At 63.2% G+C, this 21,787-nt stretch carries 24 protein-coding genes, 1 tRNA gene and 1 riboswitch; of the genes, 7 read left to right on the top strand and 18 right to left on the bottom strand.

The genetic code is table 11. From position 1 onward, the window contains the following. Positions 1 to 216: 216 nt before the first annotated feature. Genes cobO through NKH23_RS15165 form a run of 4 tightly spaced genes read right to left on the bottom strand, consistent with a single transcriptional unit; the run spans position 217 to position 2,327 of the window. Entirely contained in the window at positions 217 to 840 is a 624-nt protein-coding gene (gene cobO, locus NKH23_RS15180) for a cob(I)yrinic acid a,c-diamide adenosyltransferase (protein WP_352714618.1), read from the bottom strand. Between the two features lies 1 nt (position 841). Further along, on the bottom strand, positions 842 to 1,363 hold the full coding sequence (cobU, locus tag NKH23_RS15175) for a bifunctional adenosylcobinamide kinase/adenosylcobinamide-phosphate guanylyltransferase (RefSeq protein WP_353035010.1): 522 nt from the start codon (positions 1,361 to 1,363) through the stop codon (positions 842 to 844). Next, entirely contained in the window at positions 1,356 to 2,132 is a 777-nt protein-coding gene (locus tag NKH23_RS15170) for a CbtA family protein (protein WP_352917272.1), read from the bottom strand. The genes cobU and NKH23_RS15170 overlap by 8 nt, the downstream gene beginning before the upstream one ends. A gap of 15 nt (positions 2,133 to 2,147) precedes the next feature. Beyond that, positions 2,148 to 2,327: a CbtB domain-containing protein gene (locus NKH23_RS15165; protein WP_023720718.1), complete on the bottom strand. Its 180-nt coding sequence runs from the start codon at positions 2,325 to 2,327 to the stop codon at positions 2,148 to 2,150. A gap of 36 nt (positions 2,328 to 2,363) precedes the next feature. After that, a riboswitch (cobalamin riboswitch) is annotated at positions 2,364 to 2,561 on the bottom strand. Between the two features lie 51 nt (positions 2,562 to 2,612). On the opposite strand from NKH23_RS15165, the gene NKH23_RS15160 reads away from it, so the two are divergent. Together NKH23_RS15160 and NKH23_RS15155 are read left to right on the top strand one after the other, a co-directional pair. Further along, positions 2,613 to 3,059, top strand: coding sequence for a Rieske 2Fe-2S domain-containing protein (locus tag NKH23_RS15160; RefSeq protein ID WP_352978665.1), 447 nt, complete (start codon positions 2,613 to 2,615; stop codon positions 3,057 to 3,059). Beyond that, a complete protein-coding gene (locus tag NKH23_RS15155) occupies positions 2,965 to 3,888 on the top strand; it encodes an SRPBCC family protein (protein WP_353027355.1) in 924 nt (307 codons plus the stop codon). The genes NKH23_RS15160 and NKH23_RS15155 overlap by 95 nt, the downstream gene beginning before the upstream one ends. Here the strand turns inward: NKH23_RS15155 and NKH23_RS15150 are convergent. After that, entirely contained in the window at positions 3,867 to 5,066 is a 1,200-nt protein-coding gene (locus NKH23_RS15150) for an MFS transporter (protein ID WP_352714613.1), read from the bottom strand. The genes NKH23_RS15155 and NKH23_RS15150 overlap by 22 nt on opposite strands. Before the next feature lie 247 nt (positions 5,067 to 5,313). On the opposite strand from NKH23_RS15150, the gene NKH23_RS15145 reads away from it, so the two are divergent. Further along, on the top strand, positions 5,314 to 6,312 hold the full coding sequence (locus tag NKH23_RS15145; RefSeq protein WP_352978659.1) for a heparan-alpha-glucosaminide N-acetyltransferase: 999 nt from the start codon (positions 5,314 to 5,316) through the stop codon (positions 6,310 to 6,312). 16 nt (positions 6,313 to 6,328) lie between these two features. Further along, the gene (locus NKH23_RS15140; protein WP_352978657.1) at positions 6,329 to 6,835 is read left to right on the top strand and encodes a methyltransferase family protein; all 507 of its coding nucleotides are present in this window, start codon (positions 6,329 to 6,331) and stop codon (positions 6,833 to 6,835) included. Between the two features lie 19 nt (positions 6,836 to 6,854). On the opposite strand, the gene NKH23_RS15135 is transcribed toward NKH23_RS15140, so the two are convergent. Both NKH23_RS15135 and mgtE read right to left on the bottom strand, forming a co-directional pair. Next, positions 6,855 to 7,241 carry a MerR family transcriptional regulator gene (locus NKH23_RS15135; RefSeq protein ID WP_023676566.1) on the bottom strand — a complete coding sequence of 129 codons (387 nt, stop codon included), beginning with the start codon at positions 7,239 to 7,241 and terminating at the stop codon, positions 6,855 to 6,857. Between the two features lie 139 nt (positions 7,242 to 7,380). Next, positions 7,381 to 8,778, bottom strand: a complete 1,398-nt coding sequence (gene mgtE, locus NKH23_RS15130) for a magnesium transporter (protein ID WP_502908459.1) — start codon at positions 8,776 to 8,778, stop codon at positions 7,381 to 7,383. Between the two features lie 283 nt (positions 8,779 to 9,061). Between mgtE and NKH23_RS15125 the strand changes: the two genes are divergently transcribed. After that, positions 9,062 to 9,283 (top strand): hypothetical protein, encoded by a 222-nt coding sequence (locus NKH23_RS15125; protein ID WP_352466850.1) that lies wholly within the window; start codon positions 9,062 to 9,064, stop codon positions 9,281 to 9,283. A 202-nt stretch (positions 9,284 to 9,485) separates the two neighbouring features. On the opposite strand, the gene NKH23_RS15120 is transcribed toward NKH23_RS15125, so the two are convergent. Then, positions 9,486 to 9,968 (bottom strand): SRPBCC family protein, encoded by a 483-nt coding sequence (locus tag NKH23_RS15120; protein ID WP_352978653.1) that lies wholly within the window; start codon positions 9,966 to 9,968, stop codon positions 9,486 to 9,488. Further along, positions 9,965 to 10,282 carry an ArsR/SmtB family transcription factor gene (locus tag NKH23_RS15115; RefSeq protein ID WP_023720727.1) on the bottom strand — a complete coding sequence of 106 codons (318 nt, stop codon included), beginning with the start codon at positions 10,280 to 10,282 and terminating at the stop codon, positions 9,965 to 9,967. Before NKH23_RS15115 ends, NKH23_RS15120 begins: the two co-directional genes overlap by 4 nt. Before the next feature lie 278 nt (positions 10,283 to 10,560). Here NKH23_RS15115 and NKH23_RS15110 point away from each other — a divergent pair, with 278 nt between their 5' ends. Beyond that, on the top strand, positions 10,561 to 11,541 hold the full coding sequence (locus NKH23_RS15110) for a phosphatase PAP2 family protein (protein ID WP_353027357.1): 981 nt from the start codon (positions 10,561 to 10,563) through the stop codon (positions 11,539 to 11,541). 157 nt (positions 11,542 to 11,698) lie between these two features. On the opposite strand, the gene NKH23_RS15105 is transcribed toward NKH23_RS15110, so the two are convergent. Further along, positions 11,699 to 11,783: transfer RNA gene (locus NKH23_RS15105), tRNA-Leu, on the bottom strand. A 177-nt stretch (positions 11,784 to 11,960) separates the two neighbouring features. On the opposite strand from NKH23_RS15105, the gene lipB reads away from it, so the two are divergent. Continuing rightward, positions 11,961 to 12,704, top strand: a complete 744-nt coding sequence (gene lipB / locus NKH23_RS15100) for a lipoyl(octanoyl) transferase LipB (protein ID WP_352978649.1) — start codon at positions 11,961 to 11,963, stop codon at positions 12,702 to 12,704. 388 nt (positions 12,705 to 13,092) lie between these two features. Here the strand turns inward: lipB and NKH23_RS15095 are convergent, their stop codons facing one another. From NKH23_RS15095 to nuoN, 8 genes are all read right to left on the bottom strand, one after another. Then, positions 13,093 to 13,776, bottom strand: coding sequence for an ABC transporter ATP-binding protein (locus tag NKH23_RS15095; protein WP_254818120.1), 684 nt, complete (start codon positions 13,774 to 13,776; stop codon positions 13,093 to 13,095). Beyond that, positions 13,773 to 15,059 carry a lipoprotein-releasing ABC transporter permease subunit gene (locus NKH23_RS15090; protein WP_352718908.1) on the bottom strand — a complete coding sequence of 429 codons (1,287 nt, stop codon included), beginning with the start codon at positions 15,057 to 15,059 and terminating at the stop codon, positions 13,773 to 13,775. The genes NKH23_RS15095 and NKH23_RS15090 overlap by 4 nt, the downstream gene beginning before the upstream one ends. Next, positions 15,056 to 16,384: a proline--tRNA ligase gene (gene proS, locus NKH23_RS15085; RefSeq protein WP_352718909.1), complete on the bottom strand. Its 1,329-nt coding sequence runs from the start codon at positions 16,382 to 16,384 to the stop codon at positions 15,056 to 15,058. The genes NKH23_RS15090 and proS overlap by 4 nt, the downstream gene beginning before the upstream one ends. A gap of 561 nt (positions 16,385 to 16,945) precedes the next feature. After that, positions 16,946 to 17,230, bottom strand: a complete 285-nt coding sequence (locus NKH23_RS15080; protein ID WP_292663027.1) for a DUF1467 family protein — start codon at positions 17,228 to 17,230, stop codon at positions 16,946 to 16,948. Continuing rightward, complete coding sequence (gene mce / locus NKH23_RS15075; protein WP_352466858.1) at positions 17,227 to 17,631, bottom strand: methylmalonyl-CoA epimerase; 405 nt, start codon at positions 17,629 to 17,631, stop codon at positions 17,227 to 17,229. Before mce ends, NKH23_RS15080 begins: the two co-directional genes overlap by 4 nt. A 120-nt stretch (positions 17,632 to 17,751) precedes the next feature. Then, positions 17,752 to 19,422 carry a ribonuclease J gene (locus tag NKH23_RS15070; RefSeq protein WP_352978645.1) on the bottom strand — a complete coding sequence of 557 codons (1,671 nt, stop codon included), beginning with the start codon at positions 19,420 to 19,422 and terminating at the stop codon, positions 17,752 to 17,754. A gap of 84 nt (positions 19,423 to 19,506) precedes the next feature. Continuing rightward, entirely contained in the window at positions 19,507 to 20,328 is an 822-nt protein-coding gene (locus tag NKH23_RS15065) for a biotin--[acetyl-CoA-carboxylase] ligase (protein ID WP_352718912.1), read from the bottom strand. A 4-nt stretch (positions 20,329 to 20,332) separates the two neighbouring features. Further along, on the bottom strand, positions 20,333 to 21,769 hold the full coding sequence (gene nuoN / locus NKH23_RS15060; protein WP_352978643.1) for an NADH-quinone oxidoreductase subunit NuoN: 1,437 nt from the start codon (positions 21,767 to 21,769) through the stop codon (positions 20,333 to 20,335). Between the last annotated feature and the right edge of the window lie 18 nt (positions 21,770 to 21,787).

Below are 21,787 nucleotides of genomic sequence, written 5' to 3'. Positions count from 1 at the left end.
CCCACCCTTATGGGGTGGGTGGGTGGCCGCCCACCCCGTCCGGGGCTGGGGGGCTCCGCGCCCTACGAACGCCCCCGTCGCGGGCGGCTTCGGGGCCACCTCTCCCCCGCTTCGCGGCGGGCGAGGAACCCAGGTCTTGAGAGGTCGAGGGCAACCTCGGCAAGCGTCATCCGAGTTGGATCTTCCTCTGAACGTTCTGCCTGATCGCCAAAGCCCTCAGAATTCTATCCCCTGCTGCGCCTTCACGCCGGCGGCAAAGTGGTGCTTGGTCACGCCCATCTCGGTGACCAGGTCGGCTGCCTCGACCAGCGCCGGCTTGGCGTTGCGGCCGGTGACGACGACATGCAGGCCCTCGCGACGCGCCTTCAGCGCTGCGACCACCTTTTCGAGGTCGAGATAGTCGTAACGCAGCGCGATGTTGAGTTCGTCAAGCACCACGAGGCTGATCGACGGCTCGGCCATCAGCTCGAGTGCCTTGGCCCAGGCGGCCTCGGCCGCCGCGATGTCGCGTTTCAGGTCCTGCGTCTCCCAGGTAAAACCCTCGCCCATCGCGTGCCAGACGACGCGGTCGCCGAAGGCAGCAAAGGCGTCCTTCTCGCCGGTGTGCCACTTGCCCTTGATGAACTGGACGACGCCGACGCGCTTGCCGTAGCCGAGCATTCTGAGCGCCAGCCCGAAGGCGGCCGTGGTCTTGCCCTTGCCCGGACCGGTGTTGACGATCAACAGCCCTTTCTCGACCGTCTTGGCTGCAACCTCGGCGTCCTGCACCGCCTTGCGCTTGGCCATCTTGGCGCGGTGGCGTTCCTCGTCCTTGGGATCGATGTGGTCGGTATCAGCCATGTCATTTCACCCTGAGCGGCAGCCCCGCCACCATCAAAAGCACAATGTCCGCGACAGAGGCGACGTCTTGGTTCAGCCGGCCGGCGGCGTCGCGAAACCGTCTTGCCAGCGCATTGTCCGGCACGATGCCCTGGCCGACCTCGTTGGACACCACGAACCAGGGGCCACGCGGCCGCGACAGCACATCCGCCAGCCTTCGGCATTCGGCCTCGACATCATGTTCGGCCAGCATATGGTTGGTCAGCCACAGCGTCAGGCAGTCGATCAGCACCGGCTGGCCGTCAGGCAGCGCCTCGATCGCGCCGGCAAGGTCGAGCGGCGCATCGATGGTCGTCCAGCCGGCACCGCGGCGCGAGCGGTGCAGCGCGATCCGTTCGCGCATCTCCTCGTCATAGGCTTGCGCCGTCGCGAGATAGCTCCACGGCGCCGGACAGGCACTCACCAGCCTCTCGGCATGCGCGCTCTTGCCGCCGCGCGCACCGCCGATGATAAGGGTCAGTGCCCCGGCAGCGCGGTCAGGCAAAGCTGTCGCGCAGGCTGGTCGCCGTGCCGGTGAAGCGGCCGCGCACCACGCCGACGACCGCGCCGAGCACCAGCCAGAACACCAGATTGGTCAGCGTCACCGCCACCACGAACTGGTGGTGCAGGCCTTCCGGGATCGCCGTCTCGAAACTGTCGGGCTGCGGCGCGCCAACGATATGCGGCGCGACGATCAACGCCACCGCAAGGACCGCCAGCGGCAGCGATCTGCGGAAGGCGATAAGGCCGAGACCGGCCGCGGTCGCCACCACTGTTGCCCACCACCAGATCTGGCGTTGGACAAGGTCGGCCGCCGGCATCGCCGGCAGTTCCGGCGGCAGGCCGAGGCCCGGCGCCAGGGTGAACACGGCAAAGCCGGCCAGCCCCCAGAACAGGCCCTGACGCCAATTCCCGATGCCGCCGGCGAACTCCGAAACCGCAACCAGGACCAGCGCAAAGCCGATACCGGTGACGATATTGGCAACGACGCTGAAGGCAAAGCGTTCGAAACCGTCGGCCGGCGCCCAGCCTTCGTCCTCCGCCGGAGCCATTGCTTCAGCCGGCGCGGCGCTGCTCATAGCCATCGTGCCCCCGGCGTTTTCGACCGGTGCCGCAGGTGCGGCGGCATGGTCATGGCCGCCGCCGGCCTGTTCGTAGACTTCCGCCTTCAGGATGAGCGGCACCGTGGCATAGGCCTGCATGCAGGCGAGAGCGACGCCGGCCACAAGCCCTGCGATCGCCGCGATGAACACGACGTTGCGAAACAGTGTCATGATGTCAGCCCCTTGTCAGTGGCAGGGAAAGCCCATCGAGTGGCGATAGTCGTGCGCGGCATTGTGGACCGCATCGATATGCGAGAAGCCGACAAAGCCCATGACGAAAATGCCGAGAAATGCAGCAAGCGCCAGCTGCATGAAACGCGACTGCGAGGAGACGGAAGCGCCGAGCGAGACGGAAGCGGTATTCATGTCTTGTCCTTTCGCCCTCCACCCGAGGGCATAGAAGTCAGTTTCCTGTCGCCGGCAGGTCTCCTGGCTCGCGGATCAGCGTCCTTCCCCACCTTCCCGAAGGCGAACCTTCAGTGGCATATGGAGAGGACTACCGCACACAGTTGCGGGGGCAGCCACGGCATTGGGCAAACAATTTCGCCCGCACCGCATTCCCTCTTGGTTCCAAACGGAACCGACGACATCAGCGACTATAGGCAGAATCGCCGCGCCCGGCAAACCAAATTCCGCCGGATCGTGTGGCGAATGCGCCGCCTCGCAAGCTCGCCGACCGGCACTGCGATTGACAATTTTTACCGCCGGGTGTCGCTGGCGGATGGGGAAGAAGCCGGCATGCAACCCAGCCCGAATGAGCGCGGTCCCTACAACGGTCTGACGCGGGCCGAGCCGACGCTGCCGTCATCGGCCTATTGGGACATCGCGGCCTACCAGCGCGATCTAGAGGCCATCTGGTATCGCAACTGGCTGCTGGTCTGCCGCGAGGCCGACCTTGCCCAGCCGCTGGCTTTCAGAACGTTCCGCATAGGCACGCAGGAGGTCGTCGTGCTGCGCGACGAGACCGGCGAATTGCGCGCCTTCCACAACACCTGCCGGCATCGTGGCTCGCAGCTTTGCCAGCAGAGCGAAAGGCCGGCTGAAGGCGCGGCTCATCACCTGCCCTTACCACGCCTGGTTCTATTCGCTGCGCGGTGATCTGGTGCGCGTGCCATCGAAATCGCTGCCGGACGGTTTCGACAAGGCCGATCATCCGCTCTACCGCGTCGCGCTTTCGGTGTGGCGCGGTTTTGTCTTCGCCAACCTCGCCGAGGATGTTGCCGGCTCAGCTGAAACATCCTTCGATCCGGCATCCGGCGACCTCGCCAACTGGCCGCTGGAAACGCTGCTGAGCGGCCATGTGCTGCGCAAGGTGATGAACTGCAACTGGAAGATCTTTTGGGAAAACTTCAACGAGTGCCTGCACTGCCCCGGCGTCCACAAGGACCTGTCGCGGCTGGTGCCGATCTATGGCCGCGGCCTGATGGGCCGCCACGACGATCCCGAATGGGCGCGCCACGCCGACAATGACGCGCCGGAATTTTCCGGCGGCTTGCGTGCCGGGGCCGAAACCTGGTCGCGCGACGGACGCGTTCACGGCTCGGTCTTTTCCGGCCTGACGCCGGCCGAACGTACCGCCGGGCAGACCTACGCCACCAGCCTGCCGTCGATGTTCGTCGTCGGCCATGTCGACTATGTCAGGACCGTGCGGCTGGTGCCGCTTGGGCCGGAGCAGACCGAACTCACCGCCGAATGGCTTTTTTCGCCCGAAGCGCTCGCCGATCCGGCGGCGGATATCGACAACATCATCGCCTTCGGTACCCAGGTGCTGGAGGAGGATGCTGATATCTGCGAGGTCAACCAGATGGGCCTGCGCTCGATGCGCCACAAGGCCGGCGTGCTGATGCCCGAGGAATATGACTTGCACCGCTTCCACAACTGGGTGCGCGAGCGGCATGCCGCACTTCAAAGCGATTTGGGCAGATAGCGCCAGGTGACGAAGCCGCAGACTGCCGCCAGCAGGCCGAGTGTCGCGAAAACCGCGCCCAGGCCGAAGAACGCCAGCACCACCGAATAGACCAGCGGCGGCGTCAGCTCGGAAAAGTCGAGATAGGTGCGGTAGACCGCCGCCATCTGCGCCCGCTCATACGAGCGCACCGAGCGCATGAAGGCGGTCGAGCCCAGCGCATCGAGCGCGATGGTGAAGAGGGCACCGCAAAGCAGCAACGCGCCGGTGACGAGCGGTGCGGCCTCGCCGACGGCGCCGGCCGCCAGCAGCGTCGCCGACATGGCGAAATAGGCGAACGTCATGGTGCGCCGGCCGCCGAAACGCCGTCCCGCCCTGCCCCAGAAGATGGCCATGAACAAAAGCGCATTGCCGGCCGAAACCAAGAGGCCGCCGGCCAGCTTGCCCTCGCCGGTGATCACCATGAACAACGGCCCATAGACGAAGAACGTCGTCCAGAAGCAGGAGCGGCCGAAGGCGATCAGCCAGGCGAGTCTCAGCCTTGGCTGCGCGACGAAGCGGCCGATATTGGCCAGCGGATTGACCGGCCGCGTCTTGCCGGGGCGGATCGACGGGTTGTCGCCAAGCCGATAAGTCCAGAACAGCGCCAGCAAGGCCATGGCGAAGACGGCCACCGCGCCATGCGCGGCATAGATGCCGAAACGCGTGTAGAGGAAAATGCCGAGCGTCGGCCCGGCGGTCCAGGCAAGCATCGACCACGCCATGCGCAGCGACTCGGCCTGCATGAAATCGGTCTTGCGGATATGATCCATGATGTAGAGGTTGAGCGTGATCGCCAGCGCGCCGGCGCCGACGACGCGGCAGAGCATGCCGACCACCTGGCCGGCCAGGGTATGGGTGACGAAGAACAGCGAGCCGGCGGCCAGCAGGCAGGCGCCGGCGGTATAGACCCAGCGCCGGGCAAAGCGGGCGATCAGCATCGGCATGAACAGCGTCGCCGACAGGCCGAGCATCGCCACGATCGTGTAGAGGATCGAAACGATCTGCTCGTTGTGCAGGATCTCGTAGGCCTGGATCGGGATGACGCTGGATACGGTGGCGCGCGCGAAGGATTCGACCGCATAAAGCGAGGCGAAGGTGCGGGCATCCGCCGGCCGCAAGGCCGCGAGCCAGATCGGATGGCGCACATGGGTAGCCATTGCTTTCCCCGAAGCCGAATCGCCCGAAGCAGGGTTTGGAGCACAAATCTGCCGCGGCGATTCCTTGCCGGGTAACAGGAAACCGACGCCTTCACGGCAAAAAGCGAAGCCGGCCAAAGGCTTTCCGGCTCTGGCCTAAAGCAGCTCTGATGCCGACCGGCACCAACGCGACGCAAGGCCCTGCTTCTTTTGACGGTGGCAACCGTGATAGTCGTCTTGCCGGGGCTGAACCAAGACAGCGAGACCAATGAGCATCGCCACGCCGACCGCAGCCGTTCAGGATCAACCGAAGTCGAAGCGCATCGCCGCCATCGACATCGCACGCGGCATCGCTTTGCTTGCTATGGCGAGCTATCATTTCACCTGGGACCTCGAATTCTTCGGCTACACCGATCCCGGCCTCACCGCCTTCGGCTGGTGGAAAATCTACGCGCGCTGCATCGCTTCGAGCTTCCTGTTCCTGGTCGGCATCAGTCTCTATCTCGCCCATGGCAAAAAAATCCGCTGGACCGGCTTCTGGAAGCGCTTCGCCATGGTTGCCGGGGCAGCACTCGCAATATCGCTGGTCACGCGCATCGCCACGCCCGACGGCTTCATCTTCTTCGGCATATTGCACGAAATCGCGCTCGCCAGCCTGCTCGGCCTGGCGTTCCTGCGCCTGCCGGCGCTGCTGACGCTGCTTGTCGCCGTATTCGTTGTCGCTGCGCCCTTCTACCTGCGATCCGAAACTTTCGATCAGCCGGCTTTGTGGTGGGTCGGCCTGTCGGCGACCAATCCGCGCTCCAATGACTACGTTCCGCTGCTGCCGTGGTTCGGTGCCGTGCTTGCCGGCATCGCGGTTACCAAGCTCGCCTCCACCTCCGGCGCGCTGACGCGGCTGTCGGCCATGACGCCCGGCCGCTGGGCAAACCCGCTGGTCTTCATCGGCCGGCACAGCCTTGCCTTCTATCTGATCCATCAGCCGGTGCTGATCGGCTCGGTCTGGCTGTTTTCGCAATTCATGCCGGCGCAGGTCGAAACCAGGGAGGTGAATTTTCTGAAATCCTGCCAGATATCCTGCGAGCAGGCGCGCGACACCGAGTTCTGCTCCAGCTATTGTGCCTGCATGCTGGACACTCTCCAGGGCGAAGCCTCGCTTGAGCGGCTCTACAGCAACGACCAGTCCCCGGAGTGGAAGGCGCATATTGGCGAGCTCGCCGGCATCTGTACCGCCCAAACCGAGGCGGGGGAACCGGGAACGCGCTAATCGAGGGAGGACAACAATGAGCGACACTCACCCGAAACCCGTGCAGCAAAATCCTGGGCAGCCGAAGCTTGGACACATCCCATGGCCGCCGCTGATCTATACCGCCGCCATCATCGTCAGCGTCGCGCTAGGGCTGTTCTATCCGCTGCCGTGGATCGGCGATCTTCTCGGCGACATCCTGTTCGCCGCCGGCCTTGTCGGGTTGGTGGCGGTCGCCGCGCTCTGGTTCACGGCAATCCGCACCATGATCCGCGCCAAGACGACGCTCAACCCGAACGGCGTGCCGGACCATCTGGTGACCACCGGCCCCTTCGCCGTCAGCCGCAACCCGATCTACCTCGCCAACACATTGCTGCTGGTCAGCCTCGCCTTTGTCTCTGGGATCGCCTGGTTCCTGCCGCTGGCGGTCATCGCGGCGTTCCTGACGCAGAAGCTGACGATCGAGAGCGAGGAGAAGGTGCTGACGGCCAAATTCGGCAAGAAGTACCGGGACTACGCCAAAAGGGTGCGGCGCTGGATTTGAGCCGAGGCTGACACCGCGCTTATGTGGTGACGCCGAGTTCCACCAGCCGCTCGACGCAGGATTCCTCTGCCTGGTCGAGCTCGGCCAGCGTCTCTTCGAGGTCGCGGCGTTTCTGGCGCAAATCCTCGCGCTTTTCCTCGATGCGCTTGATCATCAATTTGAGTTGGCCGACCTCGCCGGGCGGCTCCCTGTACATCTGGATGATTTCGCGGATCTCATTGATCGAGAAGCCGAGCCTCTTGCCGCGCATGATCTGGCGGATGAGATGCCGGTCCGACGGACGGAACAGCCGGGTGCGGCCGCGCCTTACCGGCTGCACCAGCCCTTCGTCCTCGTAGAAGCGTAACGTCCGCGTCGACACGTCGAATTCGCGGGTCAGCTCCGTGATCGAATAATATTCCCGCATCGTCACTCCAATGCCCCGGCCACGCCGCGAGTTCCAACTGGCCGGCGCCGCCAACGTCCAGGCGCGTACCAGAATCGGCGGACAAGGCACCTTCCAAAGCCTCGCACGGCATTTACGTAAAAGTCAATTGAGGTGCCGTTCAGCGCACGCCGAACCACCATGTGGCAAGCCCGAGAAAGGCAAAGAAACCGACGACGTCGGTGACCGTGGTGACGAAAACCGCCGAAGCCACAGCCGGATCGATCTTGAAGCGGTCGAGCAGCAGCGGGATAAGGATGCCCGCCAGAGCCGCCACGAACATGTTGATGATCATCGCAGCCGCAATGATGCCGCCGAGATTGCGATCGTGGAACCAGGCAGCAGCCACGAGGCCGATCAGGATGGCGAAGATGATGCCGTTGATGAAGCCCACCCCGATTTCGCGGCGGATGATGCGGCCGGCATTGTAGATGTCGAGGTCCCTCGTCGCCAGCGCCCGCACCGTGACGGTCATGGTCTGCGAGCCGGCATTGCCGCCCATGCCGGCGACGATCGGCATCAGCACCGCCAGCGCCACGATATGCTCGATGGTGCGGTCGAACAGGCCGATCACCGAGGCCGCGAGGAAAGCCGTCAAAAGATTGACCAGCAGCCACGGCACGCGCGAGCGCGAGGTCGAAAAGATGCTGTCCGAGAGTTCTTCATCGCCGACGCCGCCCATGCGCAGCAGATCTTCCTCGGCCTCCTGCTGGATGACGTCGACGACGTCGTCGATGGTCAGCACGCCGACCAGCCGCTCGTTCTCGTCGACGACGGCGGCGGACAGAAGATCGTATTGCTCGAATTCGCGCGCCGCCTCTTCCTGGTCCATGGTGGCCGGGATGGCATGCCTGGTCTCATGCATGACCTCTTCGACCTTGACCGAACGCTTGGTGCGCAGGATCTGGTCGAGGTCGATGGCGCCGAGCAGCTTGAAGCTCGGATCGATGACGAAGATCTGGCTGAAGCGGTCGGGAAGATTGTTGTCCTCGCGCATGTAGTCGATGGTTTGGCCGATCGTCCAGAAGGGCGGCACCGCGACGAACTCCGTCTGCATGCGGCGGCCGGCGGTCTCTTCGGGATAATCGAGCGAGCGCCGCAGCCTGATCCGCTCGGTGAACGGCAATTGCGACAGGATCTCGTCCTGGTCCTCCTGGTCGAGATCCTCGAGAATGTAGACGGCGTCGTCGGAATCGAGCTCCTGCACCGCCTCGGCGATCTGCGCATTGGGCAGATTGTCGACGATGTCGCGGCGGATCGCCTCGTCGACCTCGGTCAGGGCAGAAAAATCGAAATCCTTGCCCAGCAATTCGACCAGGGCGCGGCGCTGTTCCGGGTGCAGGGCCTCGAGCAGGTGGCCGAGTTCCGACTGGTGCAGATCGTCGACTTCACGCTTCAGCGTCAGCGTATCGCGATCGGCGATCGCTGCACCGATCTGGGCGAGAAACGACGACAGGATGACGCCGTCCTCGTCATAGATGTCGGCGCGGCGCTCCTCGGCGGCCCTGGCGCCGGTCATGTATTCGTCCTGGCCTTCCACCAGCGCCTCCCGCCATCGGATTTCCGGATAAGGTGCCTGTCAGGTCTAGACCATGATCCTGAAAAGTGGAAACCGGTTTTCCGAAAAGATCTTGGTCGAACACAAAGATGGAGCGGCGGCATGATTTGGCTTGAGAATCGGCCTCTCCGTGCGCAACGGACGGATATCAGACGACCTTGCGAGCTGCCGGTTGCTCAGGTTGATAATTAGATAATTCTAATTTAGTATCTCTATAATTACCGCTAATAAATGGAGGGTGTTTATGGCGAAGTATCTGTTTACCAGCCTTGCGTTGGTTTGTTCGGGAATACTTTTGAGCCCGATTACCGCCGAGGCAAAGGCCTTCAAATCTTTTCAGGGCAAGGAATGCAAGCCTGACTACAAACGGCTTTGCCCAATGACACCGATCGGCAAATGCGACCTTCAGAGCATGATCGAGCAGTTGTCACCCGCCTGCAAGGCTTTCGTCGAGAAGCACCGATAATCCAGCTCTGGTACCGCCGCTGACCAACCGCCGGGTAGTCCGCGACAACGCTAGGTGTGGTGTGCTCGCCGTTCCAGTTGGGGCATCGTTCGCCCAACAACATTAATCCCAGTGGCCGGGCAGAACGGCACATGCTGCACCGGGAATGAGGCGAGGCCGACAGTGCGACGGCCTCGCTGGTATGGACTGGAAGGCTTCCCGATCAGGCGGCGTGGCGCTGGGCCTCAGCCGCATAGCGGTCCAGGAGCCCGCTCCAGCCACCCTCGGATTCGAAGGCCTGGCGCGCTGCCTCCGCGGTTTCGCCCATGTTCTCCAGAAGCCTGTGCTCGAGTTCCACACGCGTCGCGTTCTCGCCGAGTGCGACAAAGCGGATCTCGACTTCGGTCAGCAATGCCGGATCGTAGCGCCAATCGGCTCCAATGCGCCAGGCGAGCGTCAGCCTGGACGGCGGATCCCAGGCGAGAACCTCGCCCCAATCGCATTGTGACCCATCCTCACCGATCTCGTACCAGCGGCCGCCGGCTTTCGGTTCGATCACCGCGGTCGTCAGGGCGGATTTGCCGATCGAGTGCGAAGCCGGCCACCAGCGCCCGAACCCTGTCGTGAACACATCGAATGCCTTGTCGAGCGGCACCTCCACCGTCACCGACTTCCTGACCGGCGCGGGCTTGATCATGGTCGTCATTTCCTCTTCTCCTTGCTGTTGTCGACTTCCCGTTTGAAGGCGTCGAGCGCATCGCCCCACATGCGGTCGAGCCAGGCGCGCATCTCGCCGAGCCCATGCGGGTCGAGATGATAGATGTTGCTGGCACCTTTCGGCTCTGCGCGGACCAGCCGGGCTTCCTTCAAAACCTTGAGGTGCTGCGATACCGCCGGCTGCGAGACCGGAAGCACTCGTGTCAGATCGATGACCGAACGTGGCCGATCGGCGATGAGCTCGAACACCTTGCGGCGTGTCGGATCGGCCAAGGCCACCATTCCTGCATAATCATAAACCATGGCTTATGATAAGCTAAAACTTATGATAGGTCAACTGGGGAAGCGGTGGACCGGTGTTTGAACACCCGGCCGGTTCGGCCCCCCGAGGCTCCGGGGCGTTCCTTCACACGGGGCATGGGCAGCAATGCGGATGCAAGATTGCTCAGGGAAGCAATCCACCGCGTGCGGGTCGGCCGGCAAATGTCGATCACCGGGGAAAAAGTAAACCTGGCGGCAAGGTTTTTACCTTATCGGTGTATGTGTCTCTCCGGCGAAACGTTAAGAACGGGTAAATTGGTTTGGCCCTAACCACGGAAGCCTCTCGCTACAGGCCCTCCGCCATATGGCAATTGCGCCTCTCCCTGTTCATGGCGATATACGTTTTAGGCGCATCTGCACTATATCCAGAACTATTCTATACATCAGCCTTAATCTATTCTCACAAGTTTCTTATTGGTATTCCGGTGTTGTTTATCGGTGGTGTCTGTTGTGCCGCGATACTCCACGGCCGGCGGCAACCCGTTCGCTACGCCCTGGATTTGGTTCAAGGGCGCTGGCGCGGCTGTCTGCTGGTGCTGCTGTTCTTCTTCGCCAGCTTGACCGCGTTCTCTACCTACAAGATCGCCATCCCGTCCGTCGTCCCATACTATGCCGACAACTGGTTGGCCGACGCTGATGAATGGCTGCACGGGATGCCGCCATGGGAGATCGTCCATAAGCTCGACAGCAACAATTGGTCGCTCGTCGTCTTCAACAGCTATGAAGTCATTTGGTTTTACCAGTGGTTCGGCACCATCCTTTTCGTGTCGCTCTGGTCGGACGAGATTGCCCGCATCCGCTATCTCTGCGCAGCAGCGCTGACGTTGTGCGTCCTCGGAACGGTCTTGGCCCTGGCGCTGGCATCGGTCGGGCCGGTTTACTACCACCACTTTATTGGCGTGGATCGCTTCCACGGATTGAATGCCGCTTTGGACAGACTGGACCATAGTTACATGGTGCGGGAACCCTCGGCATATCTCCTGATGGCTTACCAGAGCGGCCGGCCAAGTCTTGGGGGCGGCATCTCAGCCATGCCAAGCATGCATGTCGCCTTTGCCGCATTGAACGCCTATTTGCTTTCCTCAATCAATCTCTGGCTTGGCGTTCTGGGTTGGACCTTTGCAGCCCTGATCCTGTACGGATCGGTGTACACTGGCTGGCACTATGCCGTGGACGGCTACGCATCGATCGTTGTTGTATCTGTGATCTGGTGGGCGACCGGACGCCTGGTGCGCGAATAATTATGTGCGCTTGTCGGTAGATGGCCATGCCCGCCGATGGCCTCTTCGCATGGGCCAAACTCGCGACCGCAATCAGGCAAAAGCCTCGTGCCCTGACAAGGACGCTCCCTGCCATGCTCGAACTCAATGGGTTAGAGGTTCCGCTTTCGAATTTGATTGGTGCGGTCGAGAAGACTCGAACTTCCACGGGTTGCCCCACAGCGACCTCAACGCTGCGCGTCTACCAATTCCGCCACGACCGCACGTGGTAGGAGCCGGAACCAACCGGCCCGCGGCGTGTAGCAAATCGTTTCCAGTGAAACAAGTGCGCGGCCAGCAATAATCGGCCGGACATCGGCATAACTCTTCAAGGGACCGAGCGTGCCCGGAACTGGACGTTTGTACCGATTGCCGCCATATGGGTGGCGAGACGAGATATCATGACAGAACGCAGCCAGATCGCCACGTCGTTCCTGCCCTTGCCCGGCTCGGCGCCGGTCGAATGGCGCATCGAGCCCGGGCTCACCGCCTATCCCGATGCGCTCGCCGTGATGGAGGCGCGCGCCGAGGCAATCCGCAGTGGTGCTGCCGGCGAGATGGTCTGGCTGGTCGAGCACCCGCCGCTCTACACCGCCGGCACCAGCGCCCGCATCGAGGACCTGATCGAGCCGGACCGTTTCCCGGTCTTTGCCGCCGGGCGCGGCGGCGAATACACCTATCATGGGCCGGGCCAGCGCGTCGCCTATGTGATGCTCGATCTGAAGCGGCGGCGCGAGGATGTCCGCGCTTTCGTCGCGGCACTCGAACAATGGATCATCGTCACGCTGGCCGCCTTCAACGTACGCGGCGAACGCCGGGAGGACCGCGTCGGCGTCTGGGTGGTGCGGCCGGATCGCCCCACTTTGCCCGACGGCTCGGCGGCCGAGGACAAGATCGCCGCCATCGGTATCAGGCTGAGGCGCTGGGTGAGCTTTCACGGCATCGCCATCAATGTCGAGCCGGACCTCAGCCATTTCAGCGGCATCGTGCCGTGCGGCGTCCAGGATCACGGCGTCACCAGCCTTGTCGATCTCGGCCTTCCCGTGACCATGGCCGACCTCGACCTGGCGCTGAAATTCGCTTTCGAGGACGTGTTCGGCCCCGCCGCGGTGTCGCCTGTCGAAGTGTCCCGCAGGGCCGGCTGAAACACTCGTCGAACGCCTGCGCCAAGGTGCGAAGGCGGCCCTCGCTCATCAGCGTCGAGCCACTTTTTCGGCGGCCCCTCACATCGCGCCGATCCAGATTGCCATGGAAATGAGGAACGTGCTCATGCACACCAGCGAGACGACATCCTGAACAAGATCGGTCATAACTCTCTCCTGTTGTTAGTATGTTCGTATTTTGTTCTAATTTTGTTCGAATGTCAACGACCGAGGTCCGGGCATCATCGAAATCGCCCGCGGTCAATTCGGCAAGGTTAAGAAAGGGTTGAGAGGGAGGTTGCCGATCCGTTCGGGCCGAACGCGCGCACGGAATATAGCGGGAGGGCTTCTGCCCGTTCGCAGGCCGGCATCACCTGAATATCGACACACCCTAAAGCGGCACGACCTTGCCGTCGGCCAGCGTCACGCGGCGGTCCATGCGCGAGGCGAGCTCGTGATTGTGGGTGGCGATGAGCGCCGCCAAGCCCGATTGCCGGACCAGCGCTGCCAGCGCCTCGAACACATAGGAAGCGGTCACCGGGTCGAGATTGCCGGTCGGCTCGTCGGCCAAAAGCACCAGCGGCGCATTGGCGACGGCACGCGCAATGGCGACGCGCTGCTGCTCGCCGCCGGAGAGCTCGGAAGGGCGATGCTGCGCCCGCTTGCCGATCTGCATATAGTCGAGCAATTGCGCCGCTCGCTCGGCCGCCTCCTTGCGCGGCAGCCCTTTTATCAGCTGCGGCATCATGATGTTTTCCAACGCCGAGAATTCCGGAAGCAAATGATGGAACTGATAGACGAAGCCGACGTCGTTGCGGCGGATCGCCGTGCGCTCGTCGTCGGAAAGCCGGCCGCAGGCGCGCCCCGCCAGGATCACGTCGCCGGCATCCGGCCGCTCCAGCAGCCCGGCCGTATGGAGCAGCGTCGACTTGCCGGTGCCCGACGGCGCCACCAGCGCCACCATCTCACCACGCTTCAGCGAAAAATCGGCGCCGTTCAGGATGGTCAGCTTGCGCGGCCCCTGCACATAGTGCCGCTCGACGCTCTTCAGCTCGATAATGGCCTCGGCCATCATTCGTACCTCAGCGCTTCGACCGGATCGAGCCTGGCCGCGCGCCACGCCGGAAACAGGGTCGCCAGGAACGATAGCGCCAGCGCCATGAGAACGACCGAGATCGTCTCGCTGACATCCATCCGGGCGGGCAGTTGGCTGAGGAAATAGAGCTCGGGATTGAACAGCCTCTCGCCGGCCAGCCAGGAGAAGAACTGGCGGATTCGCTCGACGTTCAGGCAGATTACAACGCCGAGCAGCACGCCGGCGATGGTGCCGACAACGCCGATCGCCGCGCCCGTCATCAGGAAGATGCGCAGGATGGCGCCGCGCGTGGCGCCCATGGTGCGCAGGATGGCGATGTCGTGGCCCTTGTCCTTCACCAGCATGATCAGGCCCGAAATGATGTTGAGCGCCGCCACCAGCACGATCAGCGTCAGGATCATGAACATGACGTTGCGCTCGACCTGCAACGCATCGAAGAACGTCCTGTTGCGTTCTCGCCAGTCGACAAGGCTGATCGGCCGCTGCGCCGCCTCTTCGACCTTCGGCTTCAGCGCGTCGATATTGTCGGGATTGTCGGCGTAGATCTCGATCGTCTGCGCCCTGCCGTCCATGTTGAAATAAAGCTGCGCTTCCGAAAACGGCATGTAGACGATGGAGCTGTCATATTCCGACATGCCGACCTCGAAGATCGCGGTGACCGGATAGCCTTTCATGCGCGGCGTCGTGCCGAGCGGCGTGACGTCGCCCTCGGGCGAGATCAGCGTGATCGTATCGCCAAGCACAAGGCCGAGATTCTCGGCCATGCGGCTGCCGATGGCGACGCCCTCGCCGGTGTCGAAGCCGACGATCGAGCCCTCCTTGATGTTGTTGGCGACGATTGTGATCTTGCCGAGATCCTCGCCGCGTATGCCGCGCACCAGCGCGCCGGTGCCGCCCCCGACATTGCCTTGCGCCAGCACCTGTCCGTCGATCAGCGGAATGGCGTATTTGACGCCGGGCACGCCGTTGATGCGGCCGGCGACCTGCGCATAGTCCTCCAGCGGCATGTCGAGCGGCTGCACGATCAGGTGCCCGTTGACGCCGAGGATGCGCGTCAGCAGTTCGGCGCGAAAGCCGTTCATCACCGCCATGACGACGATCAGCGTGGCGACGCCCAGCATGATGCCGAGGAAGGAGATCGAGGCGATGACCGAGATCACCGTCTCCTTGCGGCGCGAGCGCAGATAGCGCCACGCCACCATGCGCTCAAAGCCGGAAAAGGGTCCTGCCGCCGAAGGTTTGGCTGCTGCCGCTTCGTTCATGCCGCGGCACCGAAACGCTTTTTCACGTCGCCGACCGGCAGCGTCTCGCGCTCGCCGGTCCTGCGGTTCTTGATCTCGACCTCGCCGGCGGCTACACCGCGCGGCCCGACGATCACCTGCCACGGAAGTCCGATCAGGTCGGCGGTAGCGAACTTGCCGCCCGGCCGCTGGTCGGTGTCATCGTAGAGCACCTCCTTGCCGGCGGCGGCAAAGGCGGCATGCAGCTCGCCGCAGACCCGGTCGCATTCGGCATCGCCAGCCTTCATGTTGATCAGGCCGATGTCGAACGGTGCCACCGCTTCCGGCCAGATGATGCCGTTATCGTCATGGCTGGCCTCGATGATCGCCGCGACCAGCCGCGACGGGCCGATGCCGTAGGAACCGCCAGAGACGAAATGATCCTTGCCGTCCGGCCCGGTCACCTTGGCGCCCATCGGCTTGGAATATTTGTCGCCGAAATGGAAGATATGGCCGACCTCGATGCCGCGCGCCGAGACCCGGTCGCCGGTCGGCACCTTCTCCCATGCCGCCTCGTCATGCATCTCGTCGGTGGCGGCATAGGGCGTCGTCCATGTCTTGACGATCTCGGCGATCTCGGCGTCATTCGAAAAGTCGGTATTCGCCCCCGGTACATCAAGCGAGAGATAGTCGCGATGGCAAAACACCTGGCTCTCGCCGGTGTCGGCCAGGATGATGAACTCATGGCTGAGGTCGCCGCCGATCGGCCCGGTGTCGGCGCGCATCGGGATCGCTTGCAGCCCCATGCGCGTAAACGTCCTGAGATAGGACACGAACATACGGTTATAGGCGGCCTTGGCGCCTTCATAATCGAGGTCGAAGGAATAGGCGTCCTTCATCAGGAACTCGCGCGAACGCATGACGCCGAAGCGCGGGCGCACCTCGTCGCGAAACTTCCACTGGATGTGATAGAGGTTGAGCGGCAGGTCCTTGTAGGACTTGACGTAGGAGCGGAAGATCTCGGTGACCATCTCCTCGTTGGTCGGCCCGTAGAGCATATCGCGGTCTTGCCGGTCCTTGATGCGCAGCATCTCCTTGCCATAGTCTTCATAGCGGCCGCTTTCGCGCCACAGCTCGGCCGATTGGATGGTCGGCATCAGGATTTCGAGCGCGCCGGCGCGATTCTGCTCCTCGCGAATGATCCGGCAGACCTTGTCCAGCACCCGCTTGCCGAGCGGCAGCCAGGAAAAGCTGCCCTGCCCCTGCTGGCGGATCATGCCAGCGCGCAGCATCAGCCGATGCGAGACGATTTCGGCCTCGCGCGGATTTTCTTTGAGAATGGGCAGGAAATAGCGCGACAAACGCATGAACTGGTCCGTGAGAGAGGATGGCGGCGCCGGAATCGGCGCAGCGCAGGCTTGCTTGCCCCGGCTTCATAGCCATTTCATGGCGGAATGGAAACCCGGCCCAGGCGCTGCACGGCGTTGCGATCGCCGCATGCGGCCGGCTGGTCGTTTCGCAAGCAACGCCTGCCGCACTATTGTGCACTGCAGCACGAGATTGCTTGTTTCCGGGCAAAATTCTTCGTGACATTTTCACCTGGCTTAGGCTAGTGTGCCCCCATAACCGAGAGGGTAGAGAAAAATCTGCCCTCCTACGCGGTCAAAGTCTTGGGAGGATGCGATCTAGGCGCGGTAACTCGCTGCCGCCGGACACCGGAAACAGATCGGACGCGTTTAAATTGCAAGGCCTCGCGCCTTGCATTTTTTTTGTGCAATCACTTGGTTAGCACGACAGATTACCAAACTACATGACGTTGCGTCAGCCCAAACCCGCCCCGGCCTTTACTTTGGGTTGACCTTGCTGGCTCAGCTTGATTTCAGGGCGTCGGCATAGGCCTTGGATAGCCGGACACAGTAGGTAGCCGGCTAATGCGCTGGGCTCTGGTTGAAATCCGGCACGATGTGCGGGATGTCGTCGATGCCGAGGCCAAGCCCTCTCGTGATGCCGTAGAAGATACCCATGAGGACCAGCGTGGCGATCGTCGTGCGCAGCGCCGCGCGCAGCATGTGCGGCCCGCGCGGTGCGCTCGGAACCGTGCCAAGCGTCACGTCCTGGTCCTCGTCCTGCGTCCGCATGCTGAACGGCAGGACGGCGAACAACACCACCCACCAGGTGGCGAAGAACAGGGCGACAAACGAAACCCAGCTCATGCTTGCTCCAGTTCGACCAGCGTGCCGAAGAAATCCTTGGGGTGCAGAAACAATACCGGCTTGCCATGTGCGCCGGTCTTCGGATTGCCGTCGCCCAGCAAACGCGCGCCGCTGGCCTTGAGACGGTCGCGCGCCGCAACGATGTCGTCCACCTCATAGCAGACATGGTGCATGCCGCCGGACGGATTCTTCTCGAGGAATCCCGCGATCGGCGAGCCTTCGCCGAGCGGCTCCAGCAACTCGATCCTGGTGTTTCCGACATCGACGAACACCACCGTAACGCCATGCTCCGGCAGCGCTTGCGGCGCAGTCACGCGGGCGCCAAGCGTATCGCGATAGACCGCCGCAGCCGCAGCCAGATCCGGCACGGCAAGCGCGACATGGTTGAGGCGTCCGAGCATAGGGTGCTCCCGGTTAGGGGAGTAGGGGAATAGGGCAGTACGGGAGTAGGGAAAACAAGTTTGGAGAGTGCAAACTATCTGTTCTTCCCTACTCCCCTACTGCCATACTCCCCTACTCCCTCATCTTGTGACGAACACCGTCACCAGCGGCTTCTTGCCCCAGGCTTCGTTGGCCGCGCCACGCACCGCGCGCCGCACCGCCTCCTGGACCAGGTCGAGGTCTTTTCGGCGCTGGCGGGGGATGGAGTCCACGGCGCCGATTGCCGCATCGATCATCAGGTCTTCCAGGCTCTCGCCGCCGCCGTCGGCCTCGGCGACGCCGATGGCGACGAGATCCGGATCGCCGGCAAGCTCGTATTTGTCGTCGAGCACGACATTGACGGCGACATGGCCGGCAAAGGACAGCTTGCGGCGGTCGCGAATGCCCATCGCCTGGTCGGTGCCGATTAGCCTTCCGTCCTTGTAGATGCGGCCGAACGGCACCTGGTCGATGATGGCGGCGGCACCCGGATACAGCCTGAGCATGTCGCCGTCGCGCACCTGCGCCACCTGGCCGATGCCGGACGTCGACATCAGCGAGCCCTGCGCCACCAGATGCGCCGCTTCGCCATGCACGGGAACGCCGATCTGCGGCCGCACCCATTCATACATCTTGCGCAATTCGCTGCGGCGTGGATGGCCGGAGACATGCACCAGCGCATCGCCGTCCTCGATGATCTTGATGCCGAGATCGATCAGGCGGTTCTTGATTTCGAGGATCGCCTTCTCGTTGCCGGGAATGGTGCGCGAGGAAAACACCACCGTGTCGCCGGCCGTCAGCGCCACCGACTTCATCTCGTCGCGCGACAGCTTGGCAAGTGCGGCAAGCGGCTCGCCCTGGCTGCCGGTGCAGATGATGACGAGGTTTTCGCGCGGAATGAAGCCGTAATCCTCCTCGGCGATGAACTCCGGCAACCCGTCCATATAGCCGAGTTCATCAGCCACATCGATGACGCGCTTCATCGAACGGCCAAGCACCAGGCACTGGCGGCCGGCATCCTGCGCTGCCCTGGCGATGGAGACGATGCGCCCGACATTGGAGGAGAAGCTGGTGACAGCGACACGGCCCTTGGCGTTCTGGATGACGCTCTTGAGACCCTCGCCCACCGCCACTTCGGACGGCGATTCTCCTTCCCGCATCGCATTGGTGGAATCGCAGATCAGCGCCAGCACGCCCTTGTCGCCATAGGCGCGGAAGCGCGCCTCGTCGGTCATCGGCCCGACCGTCGGCGCCGGATCGATCTTCCAATCGCCGGTATGGATGACGACGCCGGCCGGCGTGGTGATCGCCAGCGACATCGGTTCGGGAATGGAGTGCGCGACGGGGATGGCCTCGATCTCGAACGGACCGACGGTAAATTTCTCGCCGGCCCGGTAGATCGTCACCGGGATCTTCGGCGCCCCTTGCTCGCCCTGCCGCTTGGCTTCCAGCAGGCCGGCGCTGAACGGCGTCATCCAGACCGGCGCCTTGAGCTTCGGCCAGATATCGTGCAGCGCCCCGTAATGGTCCTCATGCGCATGGGTGATGACGATGCCGCGCAGATTGGCGACATTCTCCTCGATGAAGCGGGTGTCGGGCAGTACCAGATCGACGCCGGGCAGGGTTGCATCGGGAAAAGTAACGCCGACATCGACGATGATCCATTCGCGCGCATTGGCCGGCCCATAGCCGTAGAGGGCGAAGTTCATGCCAATCTCGCCGACACCGCCGAGCGGCACGAAGACAAGTTCGGCGTTTTCCGCTATCGCCATGGTCTTTCCTTCCTTGCCGGTCAAAATTGTGGGCCGGTCAAATTCAAGCTGGTCAAATGCTGGCCAGTCAAACGTATTGGCCGGTCAAACGCCGGCCGAGGCAACCGCGCCGAAATGCACGTCGCCGGCAGCGATCGTCAGAACCGAACCTTGATCGTCGCGGATCACGAAACGGCAGTCCTCGTCAATGGTCTCGAAGGTGCCGCGCACCACATTACCGTCAATTCTGACAGCAACCTGCCCGCCAAGCCCCGCCGCACGCGCCAGCCAGCGCCGCCTGACGGCGGCAAGCCCGCGCCCTTCGTTCCACAGCCGCGCATTCTCGCTCCAGGCATCCGACAGCGCCAGGAACAGCGTCTCGGCGTCGCAAGCAGATCCCAGCGCGTTGAGCGACGTCGCTGGATAGGGCAAATCCCTGGGATAAGCCACCACATTGACGCCGATGCCGACAGCCACCGCCGAACGGTCGCCATCCAGCATCGCCGATTCCAGCAGGATGCCGGCGAGCTTGGCGCCCGAGGCAAGCACATCGTTCGGCCATTTCAGTTCGAAACGGTTCTTGCCTTGGCTCGCACCATCGAGGCCGATCGCGATCCTGCCCTTCGGCACGACGGCGTCGAGCGCGTCGGCCAGCGCCAGTCCGGCAACGAAGCCGAGCGTCGCGGCAAGTCGAAGCTCGGTGTTGGTGATCACCAGCAGCGTCGCGGCCAGATTGCCCTCGGGCGTCGCCCAGGCGCGGCCACGGCGGCCACGCCCAGCTTCCTGTTTTTTTGAAACGACCCACAATTTGCCGGGATCGCCTGCCCGCGCGTGCTCCAGCGCCAGCGCATTGGTTGAGCCGACCGTATCGTGCGCCTCGAGCCGGAACCCTTCCGAAGCCGCGGTTGGAGCCAGCCTGAACGTCATTCCGCTAGAAGAAGGTCTTGGCCGCGGCTGCCGCGTAGGTTCCGATCGGGCCGCCGATCAGCACGTAGAACAGCACGAAGGCGCCACAGACACCGAGCACGACGCGCAGCTCGGTCGCCATCGGCACGAAGCCGCCGACCGGTTCGTCGAACCACATGATCTTGATGATGCGCAGATAATAATAGGCGCCCACCACAGAGGCGAGCACGCCGATGATCGCCAGCGCGTAGAGATTGGCGTTGATGGCGGCGAGGAACACGTACCATTTCCCCCAGAAGCCGGCGAGCGGTGGGATACCGGCCAGCGAGAACATCAGGATGGTGAGGATCGTCGCCATGATCGGATTGGTCGCCGACAGGCCGGCGAGATCGCTGATCTGCTCGACATTGCCCTCCTTGCGCCGCATCGCGAGGATGAAGGCGAAGGTGCCGAGCGTCATCACCAGATAGATCAGCATGTAGATGGCGACGCCGCGCACACCGTCCTGGCTGTTGGCCGCAAGGCCGACCAGCGCATAACCCATATGGCCGATGGAGGAATAGGCCATCAGCCGCTTGATGTTGGTCTGGCCGATGGCCGCGAAGGCGCCGAGCGCCATCGAGGCGATCGAGATGAAGACGATGATCTGCTGCCAGTCGGCGGCGATCGGCTTGAAGGCGCCCATGGTGACGCGCACCATCAGCGCCATCGCCGCCATTTTGGGTGCCGCCGCCAGAAAAGCCGTCACCGGCGTCGGCGCGCCTTCATAGACGTCGGGCGTCCACATATGGAACGGCACCGCCGAGATCTTGAAGGCAAGGCCGGCCAGCACAAAGACCAGGCCGAAGACGAGGCCAAGCTGGCGCTCGCCCCCGCTCAGCGCCGCGGCGATCTCCTGGAAGCCGGTGTTGCCGGTGTAGCCGTAGACCAGCGAGATGCCGTAAAGCAGCATGCCCGACGACAGCGCGCCAAGGACGAAGTACTTCAGCCCGGCCTCGGTCGAGCGCAGATTGTCGCGGTTAATCGCCGCCAGCACGTAGATCGCCAGCGACTGCAGCTCGAGGCCGAGATAGAGCCCGATCATGCCGTTGGCCGAGATCATCAGCATCATGCCGAGCGTGCAGAGCAGGATCAGCACCGGATATTCGAACTTGTCGAAACGCTCCGCCTGGGCAAAGCGGACCGACATGACCAGCGTCACCGCCGAGCCGACCAGCGCCAGCACCTTCATGAAGCGGGCGAATGGGTCCTGGATGAAGGCCTCGCCATAGGCATTGCCCTGCCCCGGCGAAAAGATCAGCCAGGCGCCGGCGACCACCAGCACGGCGACGGCAAGGCCGCTCACCGTGACGGTGGTGTTGGCGCGCGAATAGGCGCCGAGCATCAACAGCGCCAAGGCGCCGATGGCGAGGATCAGCTCTGGCGTCGAGAGCGACAGGCTGGAGAGAAGGTCCGGCGTCATGGTTCGCAAAACCCCCAG

Source organism: Mesorhizobium sp. M1328 (assembly GCF_040318075.1).
Lineage (GTDB): Bacteria > Pseudomonadota > Alphaproteobacteria > Rhizobiales > Rhizobiaceae > Mesorhizobium.
This window is presented reverse-complemented; position numbering and strand designations above follow the sequence as displayed.

Bases quoted from the DNA above. Each gene is read 5' to 3' on its own strand.
- cobO (WP_352714618.1), bottom strand. From the start codon at position 840: ATGGCTGATACCGACCACATCGATCCCAAGGACGAGGAACGCCACCGC.
- NKH23_RS15080 (WP_292663027.1), bottom strand. From the start codon at position 17,230: ATGAGCTGGGTTTCGTTTGTCGCCCTGTTCTTCGCCACCTGGTGGGTG.
- NKH23_RS15090 (WP_352718908.1), bottom strand. From the start codon at position 15,059: ATGAACGAAGCGGCAGCAGCCAAACCTTCGGCGGCAGGACCCTTTTCC.
- NKH23_RS15125 (WP_352466850.1), top strand. From the start codon at position 9,062: ATGGCGAAGTATCTGTTTACCAGCCTTGCGTTGGTTTGTTCGGGAATA.
- lipB (WP_352978649.1), top strand. From the start codon at position 11,961: ATGACAGAACGCAGCCAGATCGCCACGTCGTTCCTGCCCTTGCCCGGC.
- NKH23_RS15140 (WP_352978657.1), top strand. From the start codon at position 6,329: ATGAGCGACACTCACCCGAAACCCGTGCAGCAAAATCCTGGGCAGCCG.
- NKH23_RS15145 (WP_352978659.1), top strand. From the start codon at position 5,314: ATGAGCATCGCCACGCCGACCGCAGCCGTTCAGGATCAACCGAAGTCG.
- mgtE (WP_502908459.1), bottom strand. From the start codon at position 8,778: ATGACCGGCGCCAGGGCCGCCGAGGAGCGCCGCGCCGACATCTATGAC.
- NKH23_RS15065 (WP_352718912.1), bottom strand. From the start codon at position 20,328: ATGACGTTCAGGCTGGCTCCAACCGCGGCTTCGGAAGGGTTCCGGCTC.
- NKH23_RS15070 (WP_352978645.1), bottom strand. From the start codon at position 19,422: ATGGCGATAGCGGAAAACGCCGAACTTGTCTTCGTGCCGCTCGGCGGT.
- NKH23_RS15095 (WP_254818120.1), bottom strand. From the start codon at position 13,776: ATGATGGCCGAGGCCATTATCGAGCTGAAGAGCGTCGAGCGGCACTAT.
- nuoN (WP_352978643.1), bottom strand. From the start codon at position 21,769: ATGACGCCGGACCTTCTCTCCAGCCTGTCGCTCTCGACGCCAGAGCTG.
- NKH23_RS15150 (WP_352714613.1), bottom strand. From the start codon at position 5,066: ATGGCTACCCATGTGCGCCATCCGATCTGGCTCGCGGCCTTGCGGCCG.
- NKH23_RS15135 (WP_023676566.1), bottom strand. From the start codon at position 7,241: ATGCGGGAATATTATTCGATCACGGAGCTGACCCGCGAATTCGACGTG.
- NKH23_RS15160 (WP_352978665.1), top strand. From the start codon at position 2,613: ATGCGCCGCCTCGCAAGCTCGCCGACCGGCACTGCGATTGACAATTTT.
- NKH23_RS15120 (WP_352978653.1), bottom strand. From the start codon at position 9,968: ATGACGACCATGATCAAGCCCGCGCCGGTCAGGAAGTCGGTGACGGTG.
- proS (WP_352718909.1), bottom strand. From the start codon at position 16,384: ATGCGTTTGTCGCGCTATTTCCTGCCCATTCTCAAAGAAAATCCGCGC.
- NKH23_RS15115 (WP_023720727.1), bottom strand. From the start codon at position 10,282: ATGGTTTATGATTATGCAGGAATGGTGGCCTTGGCCGATCCGACACGC.
- NKH23_RS15170 (WP_352917272.1), bottom strand. From the start codon at position 2,132: ATGACACTGTTTCGCAACGTCGTGTTCATCGCGGCGATCGCAGGGCTT.
- NKH23_RS15165 (WP_023720718.1), bottom strand. From the start codon at position 2,327: ATGAATACCGCTTCCGTCTCGCTCGGCGCTTCCGTCTCCTCGCAGTCG.
- mce (WP_352466858.1), bottom strand. From the start codon at position 17,631: ATGCTCGGACGCCTCAACCATGTCGCGCTTGCCGTGCCGGATCTGGCT.